Source organism: Streptodolium elevatio, assembly GCF_040649515.1.
GTDB classification, from domain to species: Bacteria; Actinomycetota; Actinomycetes; order Streptomycetales; family Streptomycetaceae; genus Yinghuangia; species Yinghuangia elevatio.
Genome location: NZ_JBEZFP010000051.1, coordinates 35,845 through 54,889 on the forward strand (window position 1 = coordinate 35,845; position 19,045 = coordinate 54,889).

Sequence of the window (19,045 nt, forward strand, 5' to 3'; positions counted from 1 at the left end):
TACGGGGCGCGCGGGTGCGTGGGACGCGGACCGGCGCGCACTCGGTGGGGAGCGCGCGCCGGTGGGTGGGCCGGTGGGGGCGGGGGCGTCGGCGGCGGGTGCGCCGCAGGTGGGGTGTTGGCGGTGATGCGAGTGGGGCGGATGGGGTCTGGGTCGGCGGCGGGCGCCGGCGAGTGCGGGCGGGTCAGCCGCGGGTGAGGTCGGGGGTGTGGACGTCGGCGCCGTCGAGGTGCGGGCGTACGAGGACCTTCACGTGGTCGTCGGGTCGTCCGAGCGTGTCGATCGCGGCGGCGACGCCTCCGAAGCCGACCTCGCCGGTGACGAGCGAGGCGGCGTCGACGGTGCCCTCCGCAATCCGCCGGAGGGTCGCGGGGTACTGCTCGGGCGGGTAGGTGAGGCACATCTTGACCGTGAGGTCCTTGTAGATGCCGACGACGGGTCGGAAGGAGTCCATGGTCATGCAGACGCCGATGAGCATGACGGTGCCGCCGCGCGGGACCTTGTAGAGGACGTCGTTGAACATGCCGGCCTTGCCGGAGCATTCGAAGACGGTGAGGGGCTGGCCGGCCTCGGAGACCTCGCGCCAGACGGCGAAGGGGTCCTGTTCGGCGGGGTCGACGACGACGTGGGCGCCGAAGGCGCGGGCGAGTTCGCGGCGGCGCGGGGACGGTTCGGAGACGATGACGGGGGCGACGCCGCGTTCGACGAGGCCGCCGACGGCGCCGAGTCCGATGGGGCCGGAGCCGATGACGATGGCGCCGCCGCCCTTCTCGGCGCCCGAGCGGGCGACGTTGCCGAAGCCGACGGCGAGGGGTTCGGTGAGCGCGGCCACGGGTGCGGGGACGTGGTCGGGGACCTTCACAAGGGCGGCGGCCTGCATGACCATGCGTTCGCCGAAGCCGCCGGGGAACTGGTTGGAGTAGCCGATGGTGCGCAGTGTGCCGCCGCCGTCGAGGGCCCAGGGGAGTCCGACGACGACCTGGCCTTCGGCGAAGCCTTCGACGCCGGGGCCGGGGCGCACGACGCGGGCGGACAGTTCGTGGCCCATGACGAGGTCGGCGTCGGGGTCGAAGATGAACGACGGAGTGTCGGAGTCGATGGAGGCCTGGAGGAACTCGGCGGTGTGCTTGTAGGCGGACAGGTCGGAGCCGCAGATGCCGCACGCGGCGGTTTCGACGAGGACCTGGCCGGGGCCGGGGGTGGGCTCGGGGACGTCGTCGACGGTGAAGTGCCCGCCGCGCAGGACCGCTGCTCGCATCGTGGTCGCCTCTTCTTGTGTCGGGGACTTCTTGTGTCGGGGACTTCTGGTGTCGGGGTCTTCTGATGCCGCGAAGTGCGGATGCCCGGGGGTTCGCGGGCGGGGGTGTCCGCGGGTGCCCGGTGTGTTCGGGGTCTCGGGTGTGTTCGGGCGCCGGGCGCTCAGGCCAGGTGCTCAGGCCGGGTCGGTGCCGTCGCGGTGCTGGGTGAACGCGGCTTCGACGGCCTGGCGGAGTGCGCCGATGAACTTGCCGCTGTTCTGGTTGGCCCAGGCCATGGACGCCTGGCGGGGGCGGTTCGCGCCGGTGAAGTGCGGGATGACGTACTCGGCGAAGAGTTCGTAGCTGCGGCGCTTGGCGGCGGGGTCGGCGATGGGCAGGTCGAGGAGCAGCAGGGTGCCGAAGCCGCCGGACTTCTCGGCCATGGCCTCGATGCGGGCGATGGCGTCGGCGGGGCTGCCGATCATCGCGACGCCGAAGGTGGGGAAGCCGTCGGTGGTCCACTGGCGCACGGCGTCGGCGGCGGTGGCGCCCCAGGGCATGGTCATGCCGGAGAGGCCCTCGATGTAGCGGACGAGGTGGAGTACGCCGTACTCGGCCTGGCGGCGGGCCTCTTCCTCGGTGTCGGCGAGGTGCATGGGGACGACCAGGCGCCAGGTGTCGCGGTCGGCGGTGTGGCCGTTTTCGGCGCAGGTCTTGGCGTAGATGTCCCAGTTGCCGGAGAGGGCCTCGAAGCCGTTGGGGTCGGAGGCGGCGAGGGAGAGGAGCGAGAGGCCGTGCGTGCCGGCCTGGACGGAGCCGGACGGGGAGACGGTGGAGGCGCAGGCGACCTCGATGCCGCCGCGCTGGTAGGGGGCGAGGTGGAGGCGGGCTTCGTCGAGGGTGAACCAGTCGGTGGTGCGGGTGACGGTTTCGCCGCGGAGGAGGGCGACGACGGCTTCGAGTGCCTCGGCCATCATGCCGCGCTGCTTCATGGGGTCGATGCCCATCATGAAGGCGTCGGAGGCGAGTTGGCCGGGGCCGGCGCCGAACATGACGCGGCCTTGGGACTGGTGGTCGAGCTGCACGATGCGGTCGGCGAGGACGAGGGGGTGGTGGTAGGGCAGGGAGTTGACGCCGGTGCCGAGGCGGATGCGGCGGGTGCGTTCGGCGGCGGCGGCGATGAAGACCTCGGGGGAGGCGACGGTCTCGTATCCGGCGCTGTGGTGTTCGCCGATCCAGGCCTCCTCGAAGCCGAGGTCGTCGAGGCGGGCGACGAGGTCGAGGTCGCGGCGTATCTGGAGGGTGGGGTTGCCGTCGATGCCGTGGTAGGGGGCGATGAACGCGCCGAAGCGGGTGGGGCCGACGGGTGCGGCGGGGTCGGCCGGAGTGGTGGCGCCGGTCGGGGCAGCGGAGGGCGCGGTGGTGCGGGCGGCGTCGGTCATGGGGCTGCCTCTCGGGCGATGTCGTTGGACGCAAAATTATGATGACAGTTCTTATGTCCTATCGTTGAGGGCGTGCGAGGTCAAGAGCACCGGCCTTGTTGCTGACAAGGCGACGTCGATCCGAGATCATCAACGGGCCCGCCCCCCGTCCCCCGAGGTCCCCGAAGCAAGGAGCGGACATGACCACCGCACCGCGCACCCGTCGTCGCAGCGACGGCAGCCCGAGCGCCCGCACCCTTCTGCTGACCGTGCTCGGCGAGTACGTCGGGTACGCGGGCGCCGACCGCGTCTGGTCCGCCGCGGTGGTCGACGCGCTGCGGGCCTGCGGGGTGGAGGAGACCGCGGCGCGGCGCGCGATCACGCGGCTGACGCACGAGGGCTGGCTGACCACGGAGCCTGCGGGCCGGTTCACGCGGCTGGTGATGACGCCGCGGCTGGTCCGCCTGCTGGCGAGCTGGACCGCGCGGCTGCGGCGGGCGATGGAGGAGACGCCGTGGGACGGGACCTGGCAGCAGTTGCTGATGCGCGTACCGGCCACCGCGCGGACCGAACGGGCAGCGGTGGAGGAGCAGTTGGCCTTCCAGGGCTTCGGCACGCTGGGCCAGGGCGTGTGGATCGCGGCGGACGCGGGCGGGATCGGTGCGCTGCGTGAGCTCGTCGAAGAGCTGGGGTTGGGCGCGCATGCGATGTGGCTGACGTGCCGTACGGAGTCGGTGCCGGGCGGCGGCGCGGGGTCCGCGGCGGACCGGGCGCTCGCGGCGCAGGCGTGGGACCTGGGCGCGGTACGTCCGCTGCACGCCGACTTCCTGGCCCGCTACGGCGGGGCACGGGCTGAGGGCGACGAGGAGGCGTTCGTGCTGCGGACGCGGTTGGTGCACGCGTGGCGGCTGACGTTCGACAAGGACCCGCGGCTGCCCGGCGTACTGCTGCCGCCGGACTGGCTGGGCCATGAAGCGGCGGAGTTGTTCGTGCGTACGTGGCTGGACTGCCACGAGGCGGCGGACCGCTGGTGGGCTCGGCTGGACCGGGATCCGCGGCCGACGGCGGCGCAACGGACGGCCTGAGCGGGAGCCCTGAGCGGCGGTTTCGATCCGCGGGCGCGACGGGGGTGTCGCCCCCCGGTCGGGGCGACGGCGGCGCGGGTCGCCGCTCGGGCCCGGTCCGCCGCTTCCCGGTGGCTGTTTTCCGGCCGAATTCGGGCGGCTCGAAGAGGAATAACGAATTAACCGCCGAGGTCTGATCTTTTTTGATTCCCCTATCGCCGGGCGGTGCGATCTGCGTAGGCTTCCGAGCGGTTGGGGTGTGCGTTCACCCCGCCTGAAATTTTCGTACCGGAGGAGCGGGAGTCCTGTCGGATTCGCCCGCGGCGACGCGACCGAAATCCGAGGGGGGAGAAAAGACCCGCCGGAGCTGGAGAGGATGTCTCATGCCCGAGATCGACCTCGGAGTGGCGACGGACTGGAACGAGGGCGACACGCACGGCCGCGTCAGGTTGCGGCAGAACCAGGTCTACCCGAACGCGCCCGCCAAGCAGGACGTGCTGATCAGCGGCCCGAACAGCATCGAGCTCGCGGTGAACTCGAACAACTCGCTGACGCAGGAGGCGGACAAGATCTATTTCACCACGTACCACGGCACGACGAAGAAGATCATCGCCGTGCTCGACTCCGACGGCAACCTGCATATCGCCGGAAATCTGATCACCGAGCAGAAAGACCTGTCGTACTAGCCGGCACACCCAGGCGCGGCAGGTAATTCTCGGAAGATCGAATTCCCGGGCGATCGAATTCCGGGTCCGGATTTCCGGGCGGTGCACTGTTTTGCGCCGCCCGATTTCGCCCGGGCGGTGAGATCGGCACATCAGGCACGAGTACGAGGTCCGCGGACCGGAGCATTCGCTTCCGCGTCCGGCGGCCTGTGGGGGCGGCGCTTCTCGACGCCGCCCCCACCGTCGTTCCGGTACGGCGCTACACCGCTACGCCGCCGGCGGGGGCAGGTCGAGGATCATGTCGAGGGACGGCGCGCCGTCGGGGCCGGGGAACGGGCGGCCGACGGTGCGGAAGCCGTGCTTGGCGTAGTAGCTGATGGCGCGCGGGTTGTCGGCGAATACGCCGCCCCACAGGATGATGCGCCGCCGGCCGAAGCGGCGGGCGACGTCCGCGACGAGCGGAAACACCCGCGAGCCCACGCCCTTGCCCTGGTGGTCGTCGGCGAGGGTCGGGCCGAAGCGGCAGTCGGCGGGCGTCAGGCGGATGCCGGCCCGGCGGTAGCGGGCGACGTCGCCCGGCGGGAGGTCGAGGCTGAACTCCATCAGGCCGACGATCGTCCCGGACGACGGCGCGGGGCCTGTTCGGGAGGCGTCGAGGACGAGCCTGAGTTTGTCGTGGCGTGCAATTGCGGCACACAGTTCGCGGGCGGTGTCGAGGTCGTACCCGTCGAAGGTGCTCAGTCGCCGGGTCTCCGCGGACAGCCCGGCGAGGAACGCGGCGAAGCCGTCCGCGTCGCCGTGTTCGAGCGGCCGCAGGACGAGGGCGGTGCCGTCGTCGCGGTCGAGGGTGTACGTGAGGATCGCCGGGTCCCGCGCGACGTCGCCGAGTCGCAGCACGGGTCAGCCGACCCGAGCCGGGCTCGAGGCGACGGCCGAGGAGACTGAGGACGCCGGGGCGGCCGCTGCCGGGGTGCTGGGGGCGGGCCCGCCGGTGACGGTGTCCCAGGTGGCCATCGCGAGGTCGGCGGTGCGGGTGAGTTCGGCTCGTGAGGCACCGTCGCGGGCGCGGATGGACAGGCCCTGGACCACCGCGACGTAGTAGGCGGCGACGGCCGACGTGTCGGTGTGGGGTGGGAGGTCGCCCTCGCGTACCCCGCGTTCCAGGCGCAGCCGCAGGTCGCGCAATCCCTCGTTCCGGCGGGTGGCGAGGAGGTCGCGTACGGCGGCATTCGCGTCGGTGCAGTTGGTGGCGGCGACCACGAGCATGCAGCCGGCGGGGCCGTCGTCGTCCGCGGTACGGGTGTTGGCGCGCAGGATCGCGGCGACGGCTTCGCGGGCGGTGGGCTCGTCGGTGAGCGCGCGGTCGACGGCGGCGCCGAGGGTGGCGTCGTAGAGGGCGACGGCTTCGCGGAAGAGCTGCTCCTTGGAGCCGAAGGCCGCGTACAGGCTGGGCGAGGCGATACCCATGGCGGTGGTGAGGTCCCCCATGGAGGTGGCCTCGTAGCCGCGTTCCCAGAAGACGCGCATGGCGTGTCCGAGTGCGGTGTCGCGGTCAAAGCTCCGGGGGCGTCCAGCTCTCACCATGGATCTGTCCTTCGTCCAGGACTTCTGTGTCGTTCCTTCAATATATCGCTTGACGTGGGCAGATGTGCCGTGGAAACGTTCTGTGTCGATCAACACAGAAGTCGCCGGTGCGGCGACCGCGCCCCCTGCGGCTACCGCGACCTGCCTGACGACTGCGAAGACCGGCGCCGACAACGGCGCGCGACAACGACCTGCCACGCAACCCGCGACCCGACCTGCCAAGGAGCCTCCGATGGCCGCACCCCACGTTTCCGCCGCCGAGCCCACCCGCGTGCCCTCCGCCACGACGGCCGGCACGACCTCCCCGGCGGGCGGTGTGCTGGCCGGCAAGGCGGCGCTGGTCACCGGCGGCAGCCGCGGGATCGGCGCCGCGATCGTGCGCAGGCTCGCGCGGGACGGCGCCGACGTCGCGTTCACGTACGTCAGCGCGGCGGGCGAGGAGCACGCGCGCAAGGTCGTCGCCGATGTCGAGGCCGCCGGACGCCGGGCGCTGGCCCTTCGTTCCGACGCCGCCGACCCGGCCGCGGTCACCGCCGCGGTCGACCGCGCCGCCGCCGGGCTCGGACGCCTCGACATCCTGGTCAACAACGCGGGCGTGTTCCCCAGCGGCCCGGTCGAGGAGGTCTCGTTGGCGGAGGTGGACCACACGATCGCGGTGCACGTACGGGCGGCGTTCCTGGCCTCGCAGGCGGCGGCGCGCCATCTGCCGGACGGCGGCGGGCGCATCATCGGCATCGGCAGCACGCTGGGCGAGCGCGTGCCGTTCGCCGGCGTCACCCTCTACGCGATGAGCAAGGCCGCCCTCGGGGGCCTCACCCGCGGACTGGCCCGCGACCTGGGGCCGCGCGGCATCACCGTGAACGTCGTGCACCCCGGCTCCACCGACACCGACATGAACCCGGCCGACGCCGCCGACGCGGACTTCCAGCGCGAACTCACCGCGCTGGGCCGCTTCCTCGACCCGGACGACGTCGCCGCAACCGTGGCCCACCTGGCAGGCCCCGCCGGCCGCCACATCACCGGCGCGGCCATCACCGTCGACGCGGGCGCCAACGCCTGAGAGCCGACCAACGCCGAGAACGACTTCGAGGAAACCGGGGACGTCGAGGCTCCGCCGCACGGGCGGACCGAGGCCTCTGGAAGAGGGCCCGGCTGCCGGTGGTCGCGAAACGGGGGTCGCGTTTGTTCCAGGGGGCATTGCGTTGGGATACCCCCCACCCCTATGGTCCTCATATGAAGACTTGTTCATATGAGGCAATGAGGGGTGCCCGGTGACCGCCGCGCAGCCCGACGCCGACGCCGCGTGCGCGGTGCGCGTCGTGGACGCCGACCGGGTCGCGGCCGTACGCGAGGCGCTGCCCGACGAGGGCCGCGTCGCCGACACCGCGGCGGTCTTCGCGCTGCTCGGCGACCCGGGACGGCTGAAGCTGCTGGTCGCGCTGCTGGAGGGCGAGATGTGCGTCTGCGACCTCGCGGCGGCGTGCGGGCAGGGCGAGTCCGCCGTGTCCCACCAACTGCGACTGCTGCGCGCACACCGCGTCGTCACCGCCCGGCGGTCGGGGCGCATGGCGTACTACCGCCTCGCGGACGCCCACGTGCGCCTGCTCCTCGACGTCACCCTCGCCCACCTCGAACACGCCGGGCCCGCGGACACCGTGGCCACCGCCGCTGCCGCGGCGCCGACCCGCACGGGGGGTGCGGACCGATGACGTCGACGGACAACGTGCCAGACCAAGGCGGTCACCGCCACGACGACCACGGCCACGGCCATGACGACGGCCACAGCCACGCCGCGGGCCACAGCCCGGACGACGTCCGGGACGGCAACGGCCGCCGCGCGGCACGCGCCAAGAACACCCGCTCAGGCGACCACCCGCACGACCATGCGCACGGCGACGGGCACGCCGGGCACTCCCACGGGGTGTCGCCCGACGCCGACCGCCGCTACCTCACGGCCGCGCTGGTCCTGATCGGCGGCTACATGGCCGTCGAGGTCGTGGTCGGCGTCATGGCCCAGTCCCTGGCGCTGATCACCGACGCGGGCCACATGCTGACCGACGCCGTGTCCATCGTGCTGGCGCTGGTCGCGATGCGGCTGGCGGCGCGGCCGGCGCGCGGGCGCTGGACGTACGGCCTCAAGCGCGCCGAGATCCTGTCGGCGCAGATCAACGGCATCACGTTCCTGCTGCTGGTGGTGTGGTTCACGTACGAGGCGATCCACCGCCTGATCGACCCGCCCGACGTCGAGGGCGGCCTCGTCGTGATCACCGCCGTCGCCGGGATCGCGGTCAACGTCGCCGCGGCGTGGCTGATCAGCCGGGCGAACCGGTCGAGCCTGAACGTCGAGGGGGCATACCAGCACATCCTGAACGACATGTGGGCATTCATCATCACGACGATCTCCGGCGTCGTGGTCATGACCACCGGCTTCGCCCGCGCCGACGCGATCGCCTCGCTCGTCGTCGCCGCACTCATGCTCAAGGCCGGGCTCATGCTGGTCCGCGAGTCGTGGCGCATCCTGCTGGAGGCCGCCCCCGCGGGACTCGAACCGGACGAGATCGGCGGCGAACTCGCGCTCCAGGACGGCGTGTCCGAGGTGCACGACCTGCACATCTGGACCATCACCTCGGGCTTCCCCGCCCTGTCGGCACACGTGCTCGTGGACGCCGGACACGACTGCCACGCGGTACGCGACCGCCTGGAACGCGTACTGCGCGAACGCTGGCAGGTCGAACACACCACCCTCCAGGTCGACCACGCGCCGCCCGGCGTCTGGGAGATCGCCGAGGGACCGAAGGCCGAAGGCGCCACGAGCGCCGATCCGTCGCACTGCGCGGACCCGCACGGCACCGTGCACCGCGCGGCGGGCACGCCCCGATGACGACGCGGTGCGCGCAGCCTCCGGCTCGGCGTGCCTAGACTCCGGGGGTGGACGTGACCCAGGGCGCGGCGGACGGCCGTACTCACGAGGACAGCCCGCCGCGCCCCGCGGCCGACGGCGGACAGGACGCAGCGCTCGACGCGGTAGCGGTGCTCGCCGACCCGGTGCGCCGCGCCCTGTACCGCTACGTGGCCGCCGCGGGGCGCGAGGTCGGCCGAGCCGAAGCCGCCGAAGCGGTCGGCGTGCAGCGCACCCTCGCGGCGCACCACCTCGACAAACTGGCCGAAGTGGGCCTGGTGGAGGTCGCGTTCGCGCGCCCGGCCGGGCGCAGCGGGCCCGGCGCGGGGCGGCCCGCGAAGCTGTACCGGCCGGCGGCAGGGGAGCTGTCGGTGTCGGTGCCGCGGCGGGCGTACGACGCAGCGGGCCTGGTCTTGGCCGAGGCGCTTGAGCGGCTGCGCGCGGACGACGCGGTGGCGCGCGCGGGTCGTGAGGAGGGCTACGCGGCGGGACTCCCGTTCCGGGCCCGGGCCGGCGCGGGGTCGGGGAGTGTTGCGGAGCAGGGCGTACGCCTGGCCGAGGCACTGCGCGCCCGCGGGTACGAGCCCGAACCCGACGCGCGTGACGCACAGGACGCCGAGTCGATCCAGGGGACCTGCCGGGACGCGGAGCACGGGCCGCCGCCGAGTGCGCTGCGGCTGCGGAACTGCCCGTTCCACCGGCTCGCCGAGCAGTTCCCGCCGCTGGTCTGCGGCATGAACCTCGCGCTGCTGGAGGGCCTCGTCGAGGGTGCCGGTACGCCCGCCTGGCGGCCCAGGATCGCCCCGGCGGGCGACGGCTGCTGCGTGGTCCTGGAACCGGCACCCGAGTCGGACTGAGCACGCCACGCCGCGGGACCGCAGGACCGCTGGTCCGCCGGTCCCAACGGGGCGCAGGGGTCGACGGACGTACCCGGCCATACGCGCCACCACCCCGCCCCGTCACCCCACTCGCCACGTCGCCCACGGGACGCGTCACGGTTCCGTCGCCGTGCGCGCGGGTCGCCTGTGCGCCCCCGAGACGGGCATCGTCCACCACCTGATTTCTAAAAACAATGGAGATTGACATATCGCCGCGCGAGATGGTGACATGACGCCCATGCCGAACACGCCTGCCGACACGGCCCCGATGCCCGCCTCCGCCGCCACGCCGCACCCGTCGGGCGAGCCCGCCGAGGGGGCCGCCGCCTACCACGTGGCACAGCTCAACGTCGCCCGCCTGCTCGCCCCGATCGACTCGCCGCAGCTCGCCGACTTCGTCGCCGGACTCCACACCGTGAACCTGCTCGCCGAGTCCTCGCCGGGCTTCGTGTGGCGGCTGATCGGCGACGAGAACGACCGCGACGCCACCTACGTGCCCACCGTCTTCGACGCCGACGTCCTGGTGAACCTGACGGTGTGGGAGGACGTCGACTCCCTCTGGGAGTTCGCGTACCGCGGCCACCACCTGGAGTACCTGCGCCGCCGCAACGAATGGTTCGGCGACATGGGCGAGCGCTACCAGGTCCTGTGGTGGGTCCCCGTCGGAACCGAGCCGACCGAACGGGAGGCCGCCGACCGCCTGGAACACCTCCGCACCCACGGCCCCACCCCCAAGGCATTCACCTTCCGTCAGCGCTACCCGGCGCCCGCCACACCCTGACGCGCCGGAGGACGCCCGCGTGGACCGAGTTCGCGGGAGGTTGACGGAAGACCGTCCCGCGCGCCCGGCGTGCACCTGCGAGCCTCGCGCCATGAGCGGACCAAGCGGACCGAAGTGCACAGGGTTCGGGCGCGTCGACCTGGAGCGGGGGTGCGGGCGTCCGGAGCTGTACGCAATCGCCATCACGAGAGGGCGCGACCGGCGACGCCCCGTCCGACAACCGGGGCCCGAGGCGTACGTAACTTCCGGTTCCCGACCGGGAGGAGCCCCGCGCGCCTAGGCTGCGAGGTGACAACGCGTCCGTGAGCCGGGGGGCCTCGACGGACCGGCCGGGCACCGCCGCGGCCGGGACCGGGACGCGCATCTCAGGGGGGACCTGATGAGCGGAACTGGTGGCTCTGCCACGCCCGGAAGCGGCTCGGGGAGCGCGGGGGACGGCACCGACGGGCCTGGTCGCAGTCTGCGGACCCGGCTGTTCTTCACCGCATGGAGCACCGCCGTCGTCGTCAACGTGCTGATCGTGCTGGTGGTCCTGGCCAAGGTGACCGACTGGTGCGACACCGACTGCGAGGGCAGCGACGTCTTCCAGGACAACGTGGGCGCGGTCCTGTTCGGCGGCCTCCTCATCGGTGCGTGGTCGGGCATCTGCGCCGGGGTGTTCGCCGTCGCGCTGCCGAACCGCCTGGCCGCGGTGCGCGGCGTCGCCCCGCTCGCGGCCGTGGCAGGGCAGGTGGTCGGTTACCTGACGATGGCGCCCTGGTGGCTGCGGCTCGCCGTCACCGGCCCGGAGGCCTGGGAGCTGCACAGCCTGATCTTGTTCCCGCTCCCCGAACTCGCCGTCGGCCTGGCGGTGTTCGTGGCCGTGTCCCATGCGGCGCGGCGTCCGGCCAGGCCCCTCGTACGGACCGGGAGCGGGGGCACGTAGACAGCCGGAGGAACGAGCGGAACCGGGACGGTCTGCGAGGACGGGAGACGCAGGGGACGAACCGGCGGCGACGACCACGCGGCTAGCGGCGCGTCCATTCGGGTTGCGCGAAGTCGGCCGCCCGGGCGTCGAGGTGGCCGAGCAGCACCACCTCGCGGAACTGCCACAGCAGCGCCCCGGTCGGGGCGTGCATCACCATGTCGGGGCGCAGCCACATCTGCAGCAGCGGCGGGCCGCCCGGCTGCGGCAGCCAGCGCGGCGTGTCGGGGGCCGCCAGCCGCGTCAACTCCACCGGATACACGGCGTGGACCTCGTGGTTCGGGGTCAGCACGACAGGACCGGCGACGGCCGCCACGATCGGGGTGATGGCGAAGCCGGAGGTGGCCGGGAAGTCGTCCAGACGCCCCAGCACCGCGTCCTCGCCGAGCAACAGGCCGAGTTCCTCGTGGAGTTCGCGTAGCGCGGCGCCGACCGCGGACTCCCCGTCGTCCACCCGGCCGCCCGGCAGGCCCCACTGGCCCGCGTTGCGGCCCCGGTACGCCCGCCTGATCACGATCACGCACGCCACGCCGTCGAACTCCGCCGTGCACAGCACCACCGCGGCCCGGCGCATCCCCGGCGCGTCGGCGACCTCGGTGTGCCGGAAAGCCGCGAGCCGCTCCCGTGCCGTCGCCACGAACTCGCCCACACCCACGCCTGCGCTCATGCCCGGCCCCTCTCCGACGGGATCATCAGGCTAGTGCGCGCCGGCCGCGGACCGCCAAGAGGTCCGCCAACCCGACGTCCGGCCCCGGCCGACACAGCACCCAAGGACCGCACCCGAAAGAACACCCCGAAGGACAGGTGAGGGAACATTCGAAAGAACACGCGCAACAACGCCCGCCGCAAGGCTGACACAGCGCCAAAAACCGTGCCCTGTAAGGCAATAGCCCACCGGGTTGGTCGCCCGAACGGAGCAACGAGCCAGTAGGATCATCAACCGTGGGCCACCGGCCCACCCGCGCGTGCCGGGCAGCACACCCAGGCAACCCGGCACCACCCAGCCCCCCGGACGGACAACGCGAACTTATGCCCCACCCCTCCGCCCAGCACCCGCACGACGGCGTCACCGGTACCGTGCAGCTGAACCACACCGTCGTCCACGCCGCCGACCCCGCGCTTTCGGCCGAGTTCATCGCGGTCGTGCTCGGCCTGGAGGTCGGCGCCCGCTTCGGGCCGTTCCTGCCCGTCGACCTCGGCAACGGCGTCACCCTCGACTACTACGAGATGCGCGACGAGCCGATCCAGCCGCAGCACTACGCCTTCCTCGTCCCGGACGAGGCCTTCGACGCGATGCTCGCCCGCCTGGACACGCTGGGGATCGTGTACTACGCCGACCCGAGCCACACCGAACTGGGGCGCACCAACGACCTCTTCGGCGGGCGTGGCGCGTACTTCGACGATCCCGACGGCCACAACATGGAGATCATGACGCGGCCGTACGCCCGCCCCTAGCCCGTTTTCAGCCCGTGCCTGCAGTGCCCGAGGCGTCCGCGGCACCGGCGAGGTAGCGGCCGCGCGAGAGGGCGTACACCTTCACCCGCTTTCCGTACGCCGGCACCACCGTCTCGCGTTCCTCGGCCATGCCGAGCCGGCGCATCACCTGCATCGAGGCGGTGTTGCGGACGTCGCAGATGCTCACCACGCGGGGGAGCCGGGCGTACGCGAACGCGAACCGCAGCACCTCACGCGCCGCCTCGGTGGCGATCCCGAGCCCCCAGTACGCGCGGCCCAGCCGCCACCCGATCTCGACCGCGGGCATGATCTCCGGCAGGAACTCCGGCTCCGCGAGGCCCACCCAGCCGACCAGCGCGCCGCCGGTGCCTCTGCTGCCGGATCCACCGCCGCCGGATCTCCCGCCGGGCACGCCACCCGGCCCGACGCCGGGCATGTCCCCGGGCCCGCCGCGCAGCTCGACCGCGAACAGCCCGAATCCGAGGGTGTCCCACGCCTGTTCGTACGCCGCTATCGCGGCCGCCGTCTCCTCGCGAGTCCGCACCCCGCCGTCGCGGATGAACCGCATGACTTCCGGGTCCGCGTACATCGGCGCCAACGCCTCGACATCGTCGGCGCGCCACCGGCGCAGCAGCAGCCGGTCCGTCTCGATCTCCATCACCACGCCCCCATGTTCCCGCAGGCCCCCGCCGCCGCGTACACGCCCCTCCTCCGCACACGTGCGCGCGGAAGCGCACGCGCACCGCACACGGAAACGCCGGTGGGCGCGCACCTCTCGGTACGCGCCCACCGGCGTTTCGTTCCGCACAGCTGGGCGACCGTCACTGCCGGGCGAAAGCCGGACAGCCGACGTCAGGTCGGCGTCAGGCGGACGCCGCCCGCACCGCGCGCAGCCGCTCCGCCCGCAACTGCTCGTGCCAGCGGTCCTCCAGCGGCGTCAGCGGCACACCTGTCGCCCAGGTGAGCAGCAGGTCCGCCAGCGCCGGATTGCGGGACAGCACCGGGCCGTGCATGTACGTGCCGATCACCCGGCCCGCGAACGCCCCCTCCGTGCCGTCCTCCGTACCGTTGCCGAACCCGGCCGTCACCCGCGCGAGGGGCTTGACGCCCGGGCCCAGGTGCGTGACGCCCTGATGGTTCTCGAACCCGGACAGCGCCGGGAGCCCGAGCGTCGGCTCGACGTCGGCCAGCACCTCGCCGACGCACCGCCGTCCGACCGGACCGCGCCCCGACTTCACGTCCAGCAGCCCCAGGCCCGGTTCGACCCGGTCCAGGTCGTCCACGAACTCGTGCCCGATGATCTGGTAGCCCGCGCACACCGCCAGCAGCGTCGCACCGCGCGCGACCGCCTGCCCCAGCCCCGGGTCCTTGCGCAGGCGCTCCGCCGCCAGCCGCTGCGGACGGTCTTCGCCCCCACCGATCAGGTAGATGTCGCCGGACGTCGGCACCGGCTGGTCCGACCGCACGTCGATCCGCTCCACCTGGATCCCGCGCATCTGCGCGCGGCGCTCCACGATCAGCGCGTTGCCCTGGTCGCCGTACGTGCTCAGCAGGTCCGGGTAGATCCACACCAGCCGGAGACTGCTCATCCCGATCACGCCTGGGCCTCCTTGATCGTGCGGCGCAGTTGCTGGAACGCCGTGTAGTTCGCGATGACCTCGATCTGCCCCTGCGGGGCCGCGGCGACCGCGCTCGCCAGGTCCTCGTGGACGGTGAACGTCAGCCCGGCCACGTCGAGGCGCACCGCGAGGTCCAGACGGCGCTGCCCGAGCACGAACAGCGGACGGCCGGCCAGCTTGGTGTAGTCGACGTCCCACAGCCACGAGGTGTCCTTGCCGTCCGCGTCGAGCGCGTTGACGGACAGGATGACCGGCGCGGGCGCGGGGTCGATCAGCGAGAACGTCTCCAGCCAGCCCGCCGGGTTCTTGGCCAGCAGAAGGCGCAGGTTCCGGCCGCCGTACGGCACGATGTCGTACCGGCCCGCGACCGCCGTGACGTGCTTCATGCGGGCGAGCGCCGCCGCGGTGTCCACCCCGAAGACGGACGCGACCGCGGCCGCCGTCGTCGCGTTGGCGCGGTTCGCCCGGCCCGGGAGCTGGAGTTCGAGCGGCCACACGCGCCCGTCGGGGTCGACCATCTCCTCGCCGACCAGCGACCACGTCACCTGCGGACGCCGGAAGTCGCAGTCGCCGCAGTACCAGTCGTCGCCGGGACGGTGCATCACACCGCCGCAGGAGGGGCAGGACCACGAGTCCTCCTGCCACATCTGGCCGGCCGCGACCCACACCACGTCCTTCGCGGACGACGCCGCCCACACCACGAGCGGGTCGTCCGCGTTCGCGACCAGGACGGCCTCGGTGCCGCGCAGGCCCTCGCGCCACTTCTCGGCGAGCATGCGCGTCTCCGCGGCCCGGTCCAGCTGGTCGCGCGACAGGTTCAGCAGCACGATCGCGATCGGGTCCGCGTCGCGCGCGACACCCGACAGGTACTTCTCGTCGACCTCGATCACGCCGAACCGGGCGTCCCCCGCACCCGCGAGCGCGGAGGTGATCCCGGCCGGCATGTTCGCGCCCAGCGCGTTCGACACCACCGGACCGGCCGCGCGCAGCGCCTCCGCCACCAGCCGTGTCGTGGTCGTCTTGCCGTTCGTTCCCGAGACCAGCACGACCTGGAGATGGTCGGCGAGCTGCGCCAGCAGGTCGGGGGCGATCCGCAGCGCGATCTTCCCGCCGATCACCGAACCGCTGCCCTTGCCGGCGCGGCGCGAGATGGCCGCGGTCACCCGGCTCGCGGTCACCGCCAGTTTGGACCTCGGCGGCAGCGCGTCGGGTCCGCGCGAGGGCCCGGCGCCCTGGCCCGGGACGGGGGTTCCTGTCATCGGATGCGTATCCTCCAGCGGTCTCGCCTGCCGCCGACACCCAGGCCCGTGCGACCGGGCGGCGGCCGTTCCCTCGGCCCCCCGCGTCCGGCGGACAGGGCACGGACACGGGAGCCCCGCCCGGGTGCGCCGGTCCGCACGCGACACCCTAGGCCGTTCGCGCGCGGACGGCCGGGCGCCGTACGGCACCTGACACACCCTCGGAGGTCCGCACCCGGTCCTGCCGCCGGGGCGGGGGATCCGTATACGTCGCGTCAGCCTATCGAGATTGGCCCCTTGAGGTGGGACGCCGCTCGGGCACGACGAGCGGCGCGACCACAGGCGCGACACCGGCCGGGTCCGACGGCCCGGCGGTCCTGCCGAGCCGACCTGGCCACCTGGAGCCCCGCGGACCCAGGGTGGGAACCCGGGGCCGACCGTTGTCGAGGTCAGCCGTTGGGGTCAGCCGTTGTAGGGCGCGGCGACATCCAGGACCCAGGTGACCCCGAAGCGATCGGTGAGCATGCCGTACAGCGGCGCCCACGCCGCGGGCTCCAGCGGGCGTACGACGCCGGCGCCCGCCGACAGCTTCCGCCACAAGGCGGCGATCTCGTCGGCGTCGTCGCCGCGCACGGAGACGAAGAACGGGCTCTCGCCCCGGCTCCAGGGCAGGTGCGAGGGCACGTCGTACGCCATCACGTGGAAGCCGTCGGCGCCGGCCACCTCGCCCCACATGATCCAGTCGGCCTCGCTCTCGTCGTGGACGCTTCCGGCGTCCTTGTAGGTGACGGCGACGCTGCGCCCGCCGAAGACGGATTGGTAGAAGTCCAGCGCCTGGCGTGCGTCGCCGCGGAAGTTCAGGTGGGTGGTGGTCGTGACGGACATGGCTGCGTCTCGCTTTCGGTGGGGTGTGGGTGCGGAGTGGGCGCCCGCGGTCGTTCCTGCCGATGCCGCAGCGCCGCCCGGTTCCCCAACCGTCGCAGCGGTAGCGGACAGGTTGTGTCCTGTACTGAGGGCAGACTTATGTGCATGCACAAGACGTCCGCACGGCTGCTCGCGCTGCTCTCACTGCTGCAAACGCGCCGAGACCGGTCGGGCTGGGCCGGATGGCCGGGCGACGACCTCGCGGAGCGGCTCGGCGTCACCCCGCGCACGGTCCGCCGTGACGTCGACCGCCTGCGCGAACTCGGCTACCCGATCACCGCGGTCAAGGGCCCGGCGGCGGCTACCGCCTGGACGCCGGCACGCACCTGCCCCCGCTGCTGTTCGACGACGACCAGGCCGTCGCGCTCGCCCTCGCCCTGCGGACCGCGTCCGCGGCCGTCGGCACTGCGCTCGCCGACGACGCGGCGCGGGCCCTCGCCACCGTCCGGCAGGTCATGCCGCCACGGCTGCGCCACCGCATGGACAACACGGTCCACGTCACCGCCGTCCCCTCGGCGCCGTACGAACCCGGAGGGAACGGCGCGGACGCGCCACCGGCCGGCACCCGCCTCCTCGCGGACCTGAGCGCCGCCGTCCACGCCCGCCAGGAACTGCGCTTCGACTACGCACAGGCCACCGCGGGGGATCGCGGAGGGGAGCGGGCGCAGGGACAGGGACCGGAGCGCCGCCGCGTACAGCCCCACCACCTGGTGGCGTGGCGCGGCCGGTGGTACCTCCTGGCCTGGGACCTCGACCGCGAGGACTGGCGGACGTTCCGCGCCGACCGCATCCACCCGCGTACGCCGACCGGACCGCGCTTCACCCCGCGCGAACTCCCCGGCGGCGACGTGGCCGCGTTCGTCACGGGGCGGTTCCGCGGCTCCGACGGCACGACCGCCGACTGGCCGTGCCGGGGGCAGGCCGTCCTTGCCCTCCCCGCCGCCGACGTGACCCCGTACGCGCACGACGCGGTCGTCGAAGAACTCGCCCCGGACCGCTGCCGGGTCGCGCTGGGCTCCTGGTCGTGGGCCGGCCTGGCCGCCGCCTTCGGCCGCTTCGACGCGGACATCGAGGCCGTCACCCCGCCCGAACTCGCCGACGCCTTCGCGCAACTCGCTGCCCGGTACGCGGCCGCCGGAGCCTCCCGCCGAGGCGCGTCCCGCTGACCCGTGTTGTTTTCGGTCGAAGATCACGGCCCGCGACATCGGATATCTGCGGAAATGTGGTGACGAGCAGCTCTCGGCCCGGCGCGTAACCGGAATCGGCGGTTCGCCCGCACCGCGCGTTCTGGGCGGGATGCCCCGTTCCGACGATTCGGCGACCGGGCACGCCTGTCCGGCGGCACGTGTCGCCCTACGTTTCCAGCCGCCGCTGCGGCGTCGAGACACCCAGTTGGCTGGTCAACGCGCCTGGCAGCGCTCGGTTGTTGTCCATTGGCGCGGGTGCGGGCACTGTCGGGCGGCCGATCCGGCTCCCGGCCCGGGCGTCGACGGCTCGTCAGCGAGGATGCCGATGACCAGGAAAATCGTGTGCCTGTTGGCTGCCTGTTTTCTGACCCTCCTGATTCCGCAGTCGGCGCACGCCGACGTGATACCAGGCACGTACAAGAAGATGTTCACCGGCAACTGGAACTGCCTGGACGCCGTGGGCCAGACCAACAACCAGAACGGCGGCGGAGTGCAGCAGTGGGAGTGCCTGCCGCCCGAGCAGGCCCTCAACCAGATGTGGTACGCCCAGAGCCTGGGCTACGACCTGTACTGGCTGCGCAGCATGGGAAGCGGCTACGGGCAGCGCTGCCTGACCACCGACGGAACGTCGAACGTGTTCCTGTGGGACTGCCAGGCCGACCCGGGGTACTCCGGGCAGCAGTGGCACTCCCTCGCCGGCGGCAGCGGAGCGCTGATCAACCAGCGCACCCAGACATGCCTGACCCTCGCTCCGGTGTCCACCTGGCCGGGCAACGGCAGTGCGATCTATCTGGCGCCCTGTCAGTTCGAGCTCGTGAACGGCAACTGGAGGGCGATCTCCAGGCAGCAGTTCAACGCGGTCTGAGCCTTCCGCCGACCGGCGGCCCGCTCACCGCTCACCCTCGTCGTCGGGCCCCGCACCCCACAGCCGTGCGGGGCCCGCCGACGAGCAGCCCGAAACCGTCCGCGAAGCGCTGTGGGGGAGGGCGGCGCTAGGGAGTGTCTTCAAATTCGCGTCGGATAGCCCGCGGGTCGTGGTGCGTGCGCTCGCAAGGCGCGGGCCGCAGCTCGGCCTGGGTTTGGCCGGGCAAGGTCCGCAACGCGGCGAGCGTGCGTGCCACGGTTCGC

19 protein-coding genes and 1 pseudogene are annotated in these 19,045 nt (G+C 72.8%); 11 read left to right on the forward strand and 9 right to left on the reverse strand.

Features of this window, described 5'->3' with window-relative positions; translation table 11 throughout:
- Positions 1–184: 184 nt before the first annotated feature.
- Positions 185–1,258 carry a zinc-binding dehydrogenase gene (locus AB0C36_RS20305; RefSeq protein WP_358355914.1) on the reverse strand — a complete coding sequence of 358 codons (1,074 nt, stop codon included), beginning with the start codon at positions 1,256–1,258 and terminating at the stop codon, positions 185–187.
- A 174-nt stretch (positions 1,259–1,432) separates the two neighbouring features.
- Positions 1,433–2,680 (reverse strand): LLM class flavin-dependent oxidoreductase, encoded by a 1,248-nt coding sequence (locus AB0C36_RS20310; RefSeq protein WP_358355916.1) that lies wholly within the window; start codon positions 2,678–2,680, stop codon positions 1,433–1,435.
- A 179-nt stretch (positions 2,681–2,859) separates the two neighbouring features.
- On the opposite strand from AB0C36_RS20310, the gene AB0C36_RS20315 reads away from it, so the two are divergent.
- Positions 2,860–3,744: a PaaX family transcriptional regulator gene (locus AB0C36_RS20315; protein WP_358355918.1), complete on the forward strand. Its 885-nt coding sequence runs from the start codon at positions 2,860–2,862 to the stop codon at positions 3,742–3,744.
- A gap of 362 nt (positions 3,745–4,106) precedes the next feature.
- Entirely contained in the window at positions 4,107–4,409 is a 303-nt protein-coding gene (locus tag AB0C36_RS20320) for a DUF6342 family protein (protein ID WP_358355920.1), read from the forward strand.
- A gap of 246 nt (positions 4,410–4,655) precedes the next feature.
- Here the strand turns inward: AB0C36_RS20320 and AB0C36_RS20325 are convergent, their stop codons facing one another.
- Together AB0C36_RS20325 and AB0C36_RS20330 are read right to left on the reverse strand one after the other, a co-directional pair.
- The gene (locus tag AB0C36_RS20325) at positions 4,656–5,285 is read right to left on the reverse strand and encodes a GNAT family N-acetyltransferase (protein WP_358355922.1); all 630 of its coding nucleotides are present in this window, start codon (positions 5,283–5,285) and stop codon (positions 4,656–4,658) included.
- A gap of 3 nt (positions 5,286–5,288) precedes the next feature.
- The gene (locus AB0C36_RS20330; protein WP_358355924.1) at positions 5,289–5,972 is read right to left on the reverse strand and encodes a TetR/AcrR family transcriptional regulator; all 684 of its coding nucleotides are present in this window, start codon (positions 5,970–5,972) and stop codon (positions 5,289–5,291) included.
- A gap of 232 nt (positions 5,973–6,204) precedes the next feature.
- On the opposite strand from AB0C36_RS20330, the gene AB0C36_RS20335 reads away from it, so the two are divergent.
- The 6 genes from AB0C36_RS20335 (at position 6,205) to AB0C36_RS20360 (ending at position 11,455) form a co-directional block, all read left to right on the forward strand.
- Complete coding sequence (locus AB0C36_RS20335) at positions 6,205–7,032, forward strand: SDR family NAD(P)-dependent oxidoreductase (protein ID WP_358355926.1); 828 nt, start codon at positions 6,205–6,207, stop codon at positions 7,030–7,032.
- 211 nt (positions 7,033–7,243) lie between these two features.
- Positions 7,244–7,681, forward strand: coding sequence for an ArsR/SmtB family transcription factor (locus AB0C36_RS20340; protein ID WP_358355927.1), 438 nt, complete (start codon positions 7,244–7,246; stop codon positions 7,679–7,681).
- A complete protein-coding gene (locus tag AB0C36_RS20345; protein ID WP_358355929.1) occupies positions 7,678–8,853 on the forward strand; it encodes a cation diffusion facilitator family transporter in 1,176 nt (391 codons plus the stop codon). The genes AB0C36_RS20340 and AB0C36_RS20345 overlap by 4 nt, the downstream gene beginning before the upstream one ends.
- A gap of 47 nt (positions 8,854–8,900) precedes the next feature.
- Positions 8,901–9,728 (forward strand): helix-turn-helix transcriptional regulator, encoded by an 828-nt coding sequence (locus AB0C36_RS20350; RefSeq protein WP_358355931.1) that lies wholly within the window; start codon positions 8,901–8,903, stop codon positions 9,726–9,728.
- A gap of 259 nt (positions 9,729–9,987) precedes the next feature.
- A complete protein-coding gene (locus AB0C36_RS20355) occupies positions 9,988–10,530 on the forward strand; it encodes a DUF3291 domain-containing protein (protein WP_358355933.1) in 543 nt (180 codons plus the stop codon).
- Positions 10,531–10,909: 379 nt separating this feature from the next.
- Positions 10,910–11,455, forward strand: a complete 546-nt coding sequence (locus AB0C36_RS20360) for a hypothetical protein (RefSeq protein ID WP_358355935.1) — start codon at positions 10,910–10,912, stop codon at positions 11,453–11,455.
- An 82-nt stretch (positions 11,456–11,537) separates the two neighbouring features.
- Here the strand turns inward: AB0C36_RS20360 and AB0C36_RS20365 are convergent, their stop codons facing one another.
- Positions 11,538–12,161, reverse strand: a complete 624-nt coding sequence (locus tag AB0C36_RS20365) for an NUDIX domain-containing protein (protein WP_358355937.1) — start codon at positions 12,159–12,161, stop codon at positions 11,538–11,540.
- 362 nt (positions 12,162–12,523) lie between these two features.
- Between AB0C36_RS20365 and AB0C36_RS20370 the strand changes: the two genes are divergently transcribed.
- The gene (locus AB0C36_RS20370; protein ID WP_358355939.1) at positions 12,524–12,949 is read left to right on the forward strand and encodes a VOC family protein; all 426 of its coding nucleotides are present in this window, start codon (positions 12,524–12,526) and stop codon (positions 12,947–12,949) included.
- Positions 12,950–12,956: 7 nt separating this feature from the next.
- On the opposite strand, the gene AB0C36_RS20375 is transcribed toward AB0C36_RS20370, so the two are convergent.
- The 4 genes from AB0C36_RS20375 to AB0C36_RS20390 form a co-directional block, all read right to left on the reverse strand.
- A complete protein-coding gene (locus tag AB0C36_RS20375; RefSeq protein ID WP_358355947.1) occupies positions 12,957–13,610 on the reverse strand; it encodes a GNAT family N-acetyltransferase in 654 nt (217 codons plus the stop codon).
- A 202-nt stretch (positions 13,611–13,812) separates the two neighbouring features.
- The gene (locus AB0C36_RS20380; RefSeq protein WP_358355949.1) at positions 13,813–14,544 is read right to left on the reverse strand and encodes a type 1 glutamine amidotransferase; all 732 of its coding nucleotides are present in this window, start codon (positions 14,542–14,544) and stop codon (positions 13,813–13,815) included.
- Positions 14,544–15,827 (reverse strand): MurT ligase domain-containing protein, encoded by a 1,284-nt coding sequence (locus AB0C36_RS20385; RefSeq protein ID WP_358355940.1) that lies wholly within the window; start codon positions 15,825–15,827, stop codon positions 14,544–14,546. The genes AB0C36_RS20380 and AB0C36_RS20385 overlap by 1 nt, the downstream gene beginning before the upstream one ends.
- A gap of 441 nt (positions 15,828–16,268) precedes the next feature.
- Positions 16,269–16,691: a VOC family protein gene (locus AB0C36_RS20390; RefSeq protein WP_358355942.1), complete on the reverse strand. Its 423-nt coding sequence runs from the start codon at positions 16,689–16,691 to the stop codon at positions 16,269–16,271.
- A gap of 144 nt (positions 16,692–16,835) precedes the next feature.
- Here AB0C36_RS20390 and AB0C36_RS20395 point away from each other — a divergent pair.
- Both AB0C36_RS20395 and AB0C36_RS20400 read left to right on the forward strand, forming a co-directional pair.
- Positions 16,836–17,896 (forward strand): annotated as a pseudogene (locus AB0C36_RS20395) (helix-turn-helix transcriptional regulator).
- 346 nt (positions 17,897–18,242) lie between these two features.
- Complete coding sequence (locus AB0C36_RS20400; protein ID WP_358355944.1) at positions 18,243–18,782, forward strand: RICIN domain-containing protein; 540 nt, start codon at positions 18,243–18,245, stop codon at positions 18,780–18,782.
- Positions 18,783–19,045: the final 263 nt, after the last annotated feature.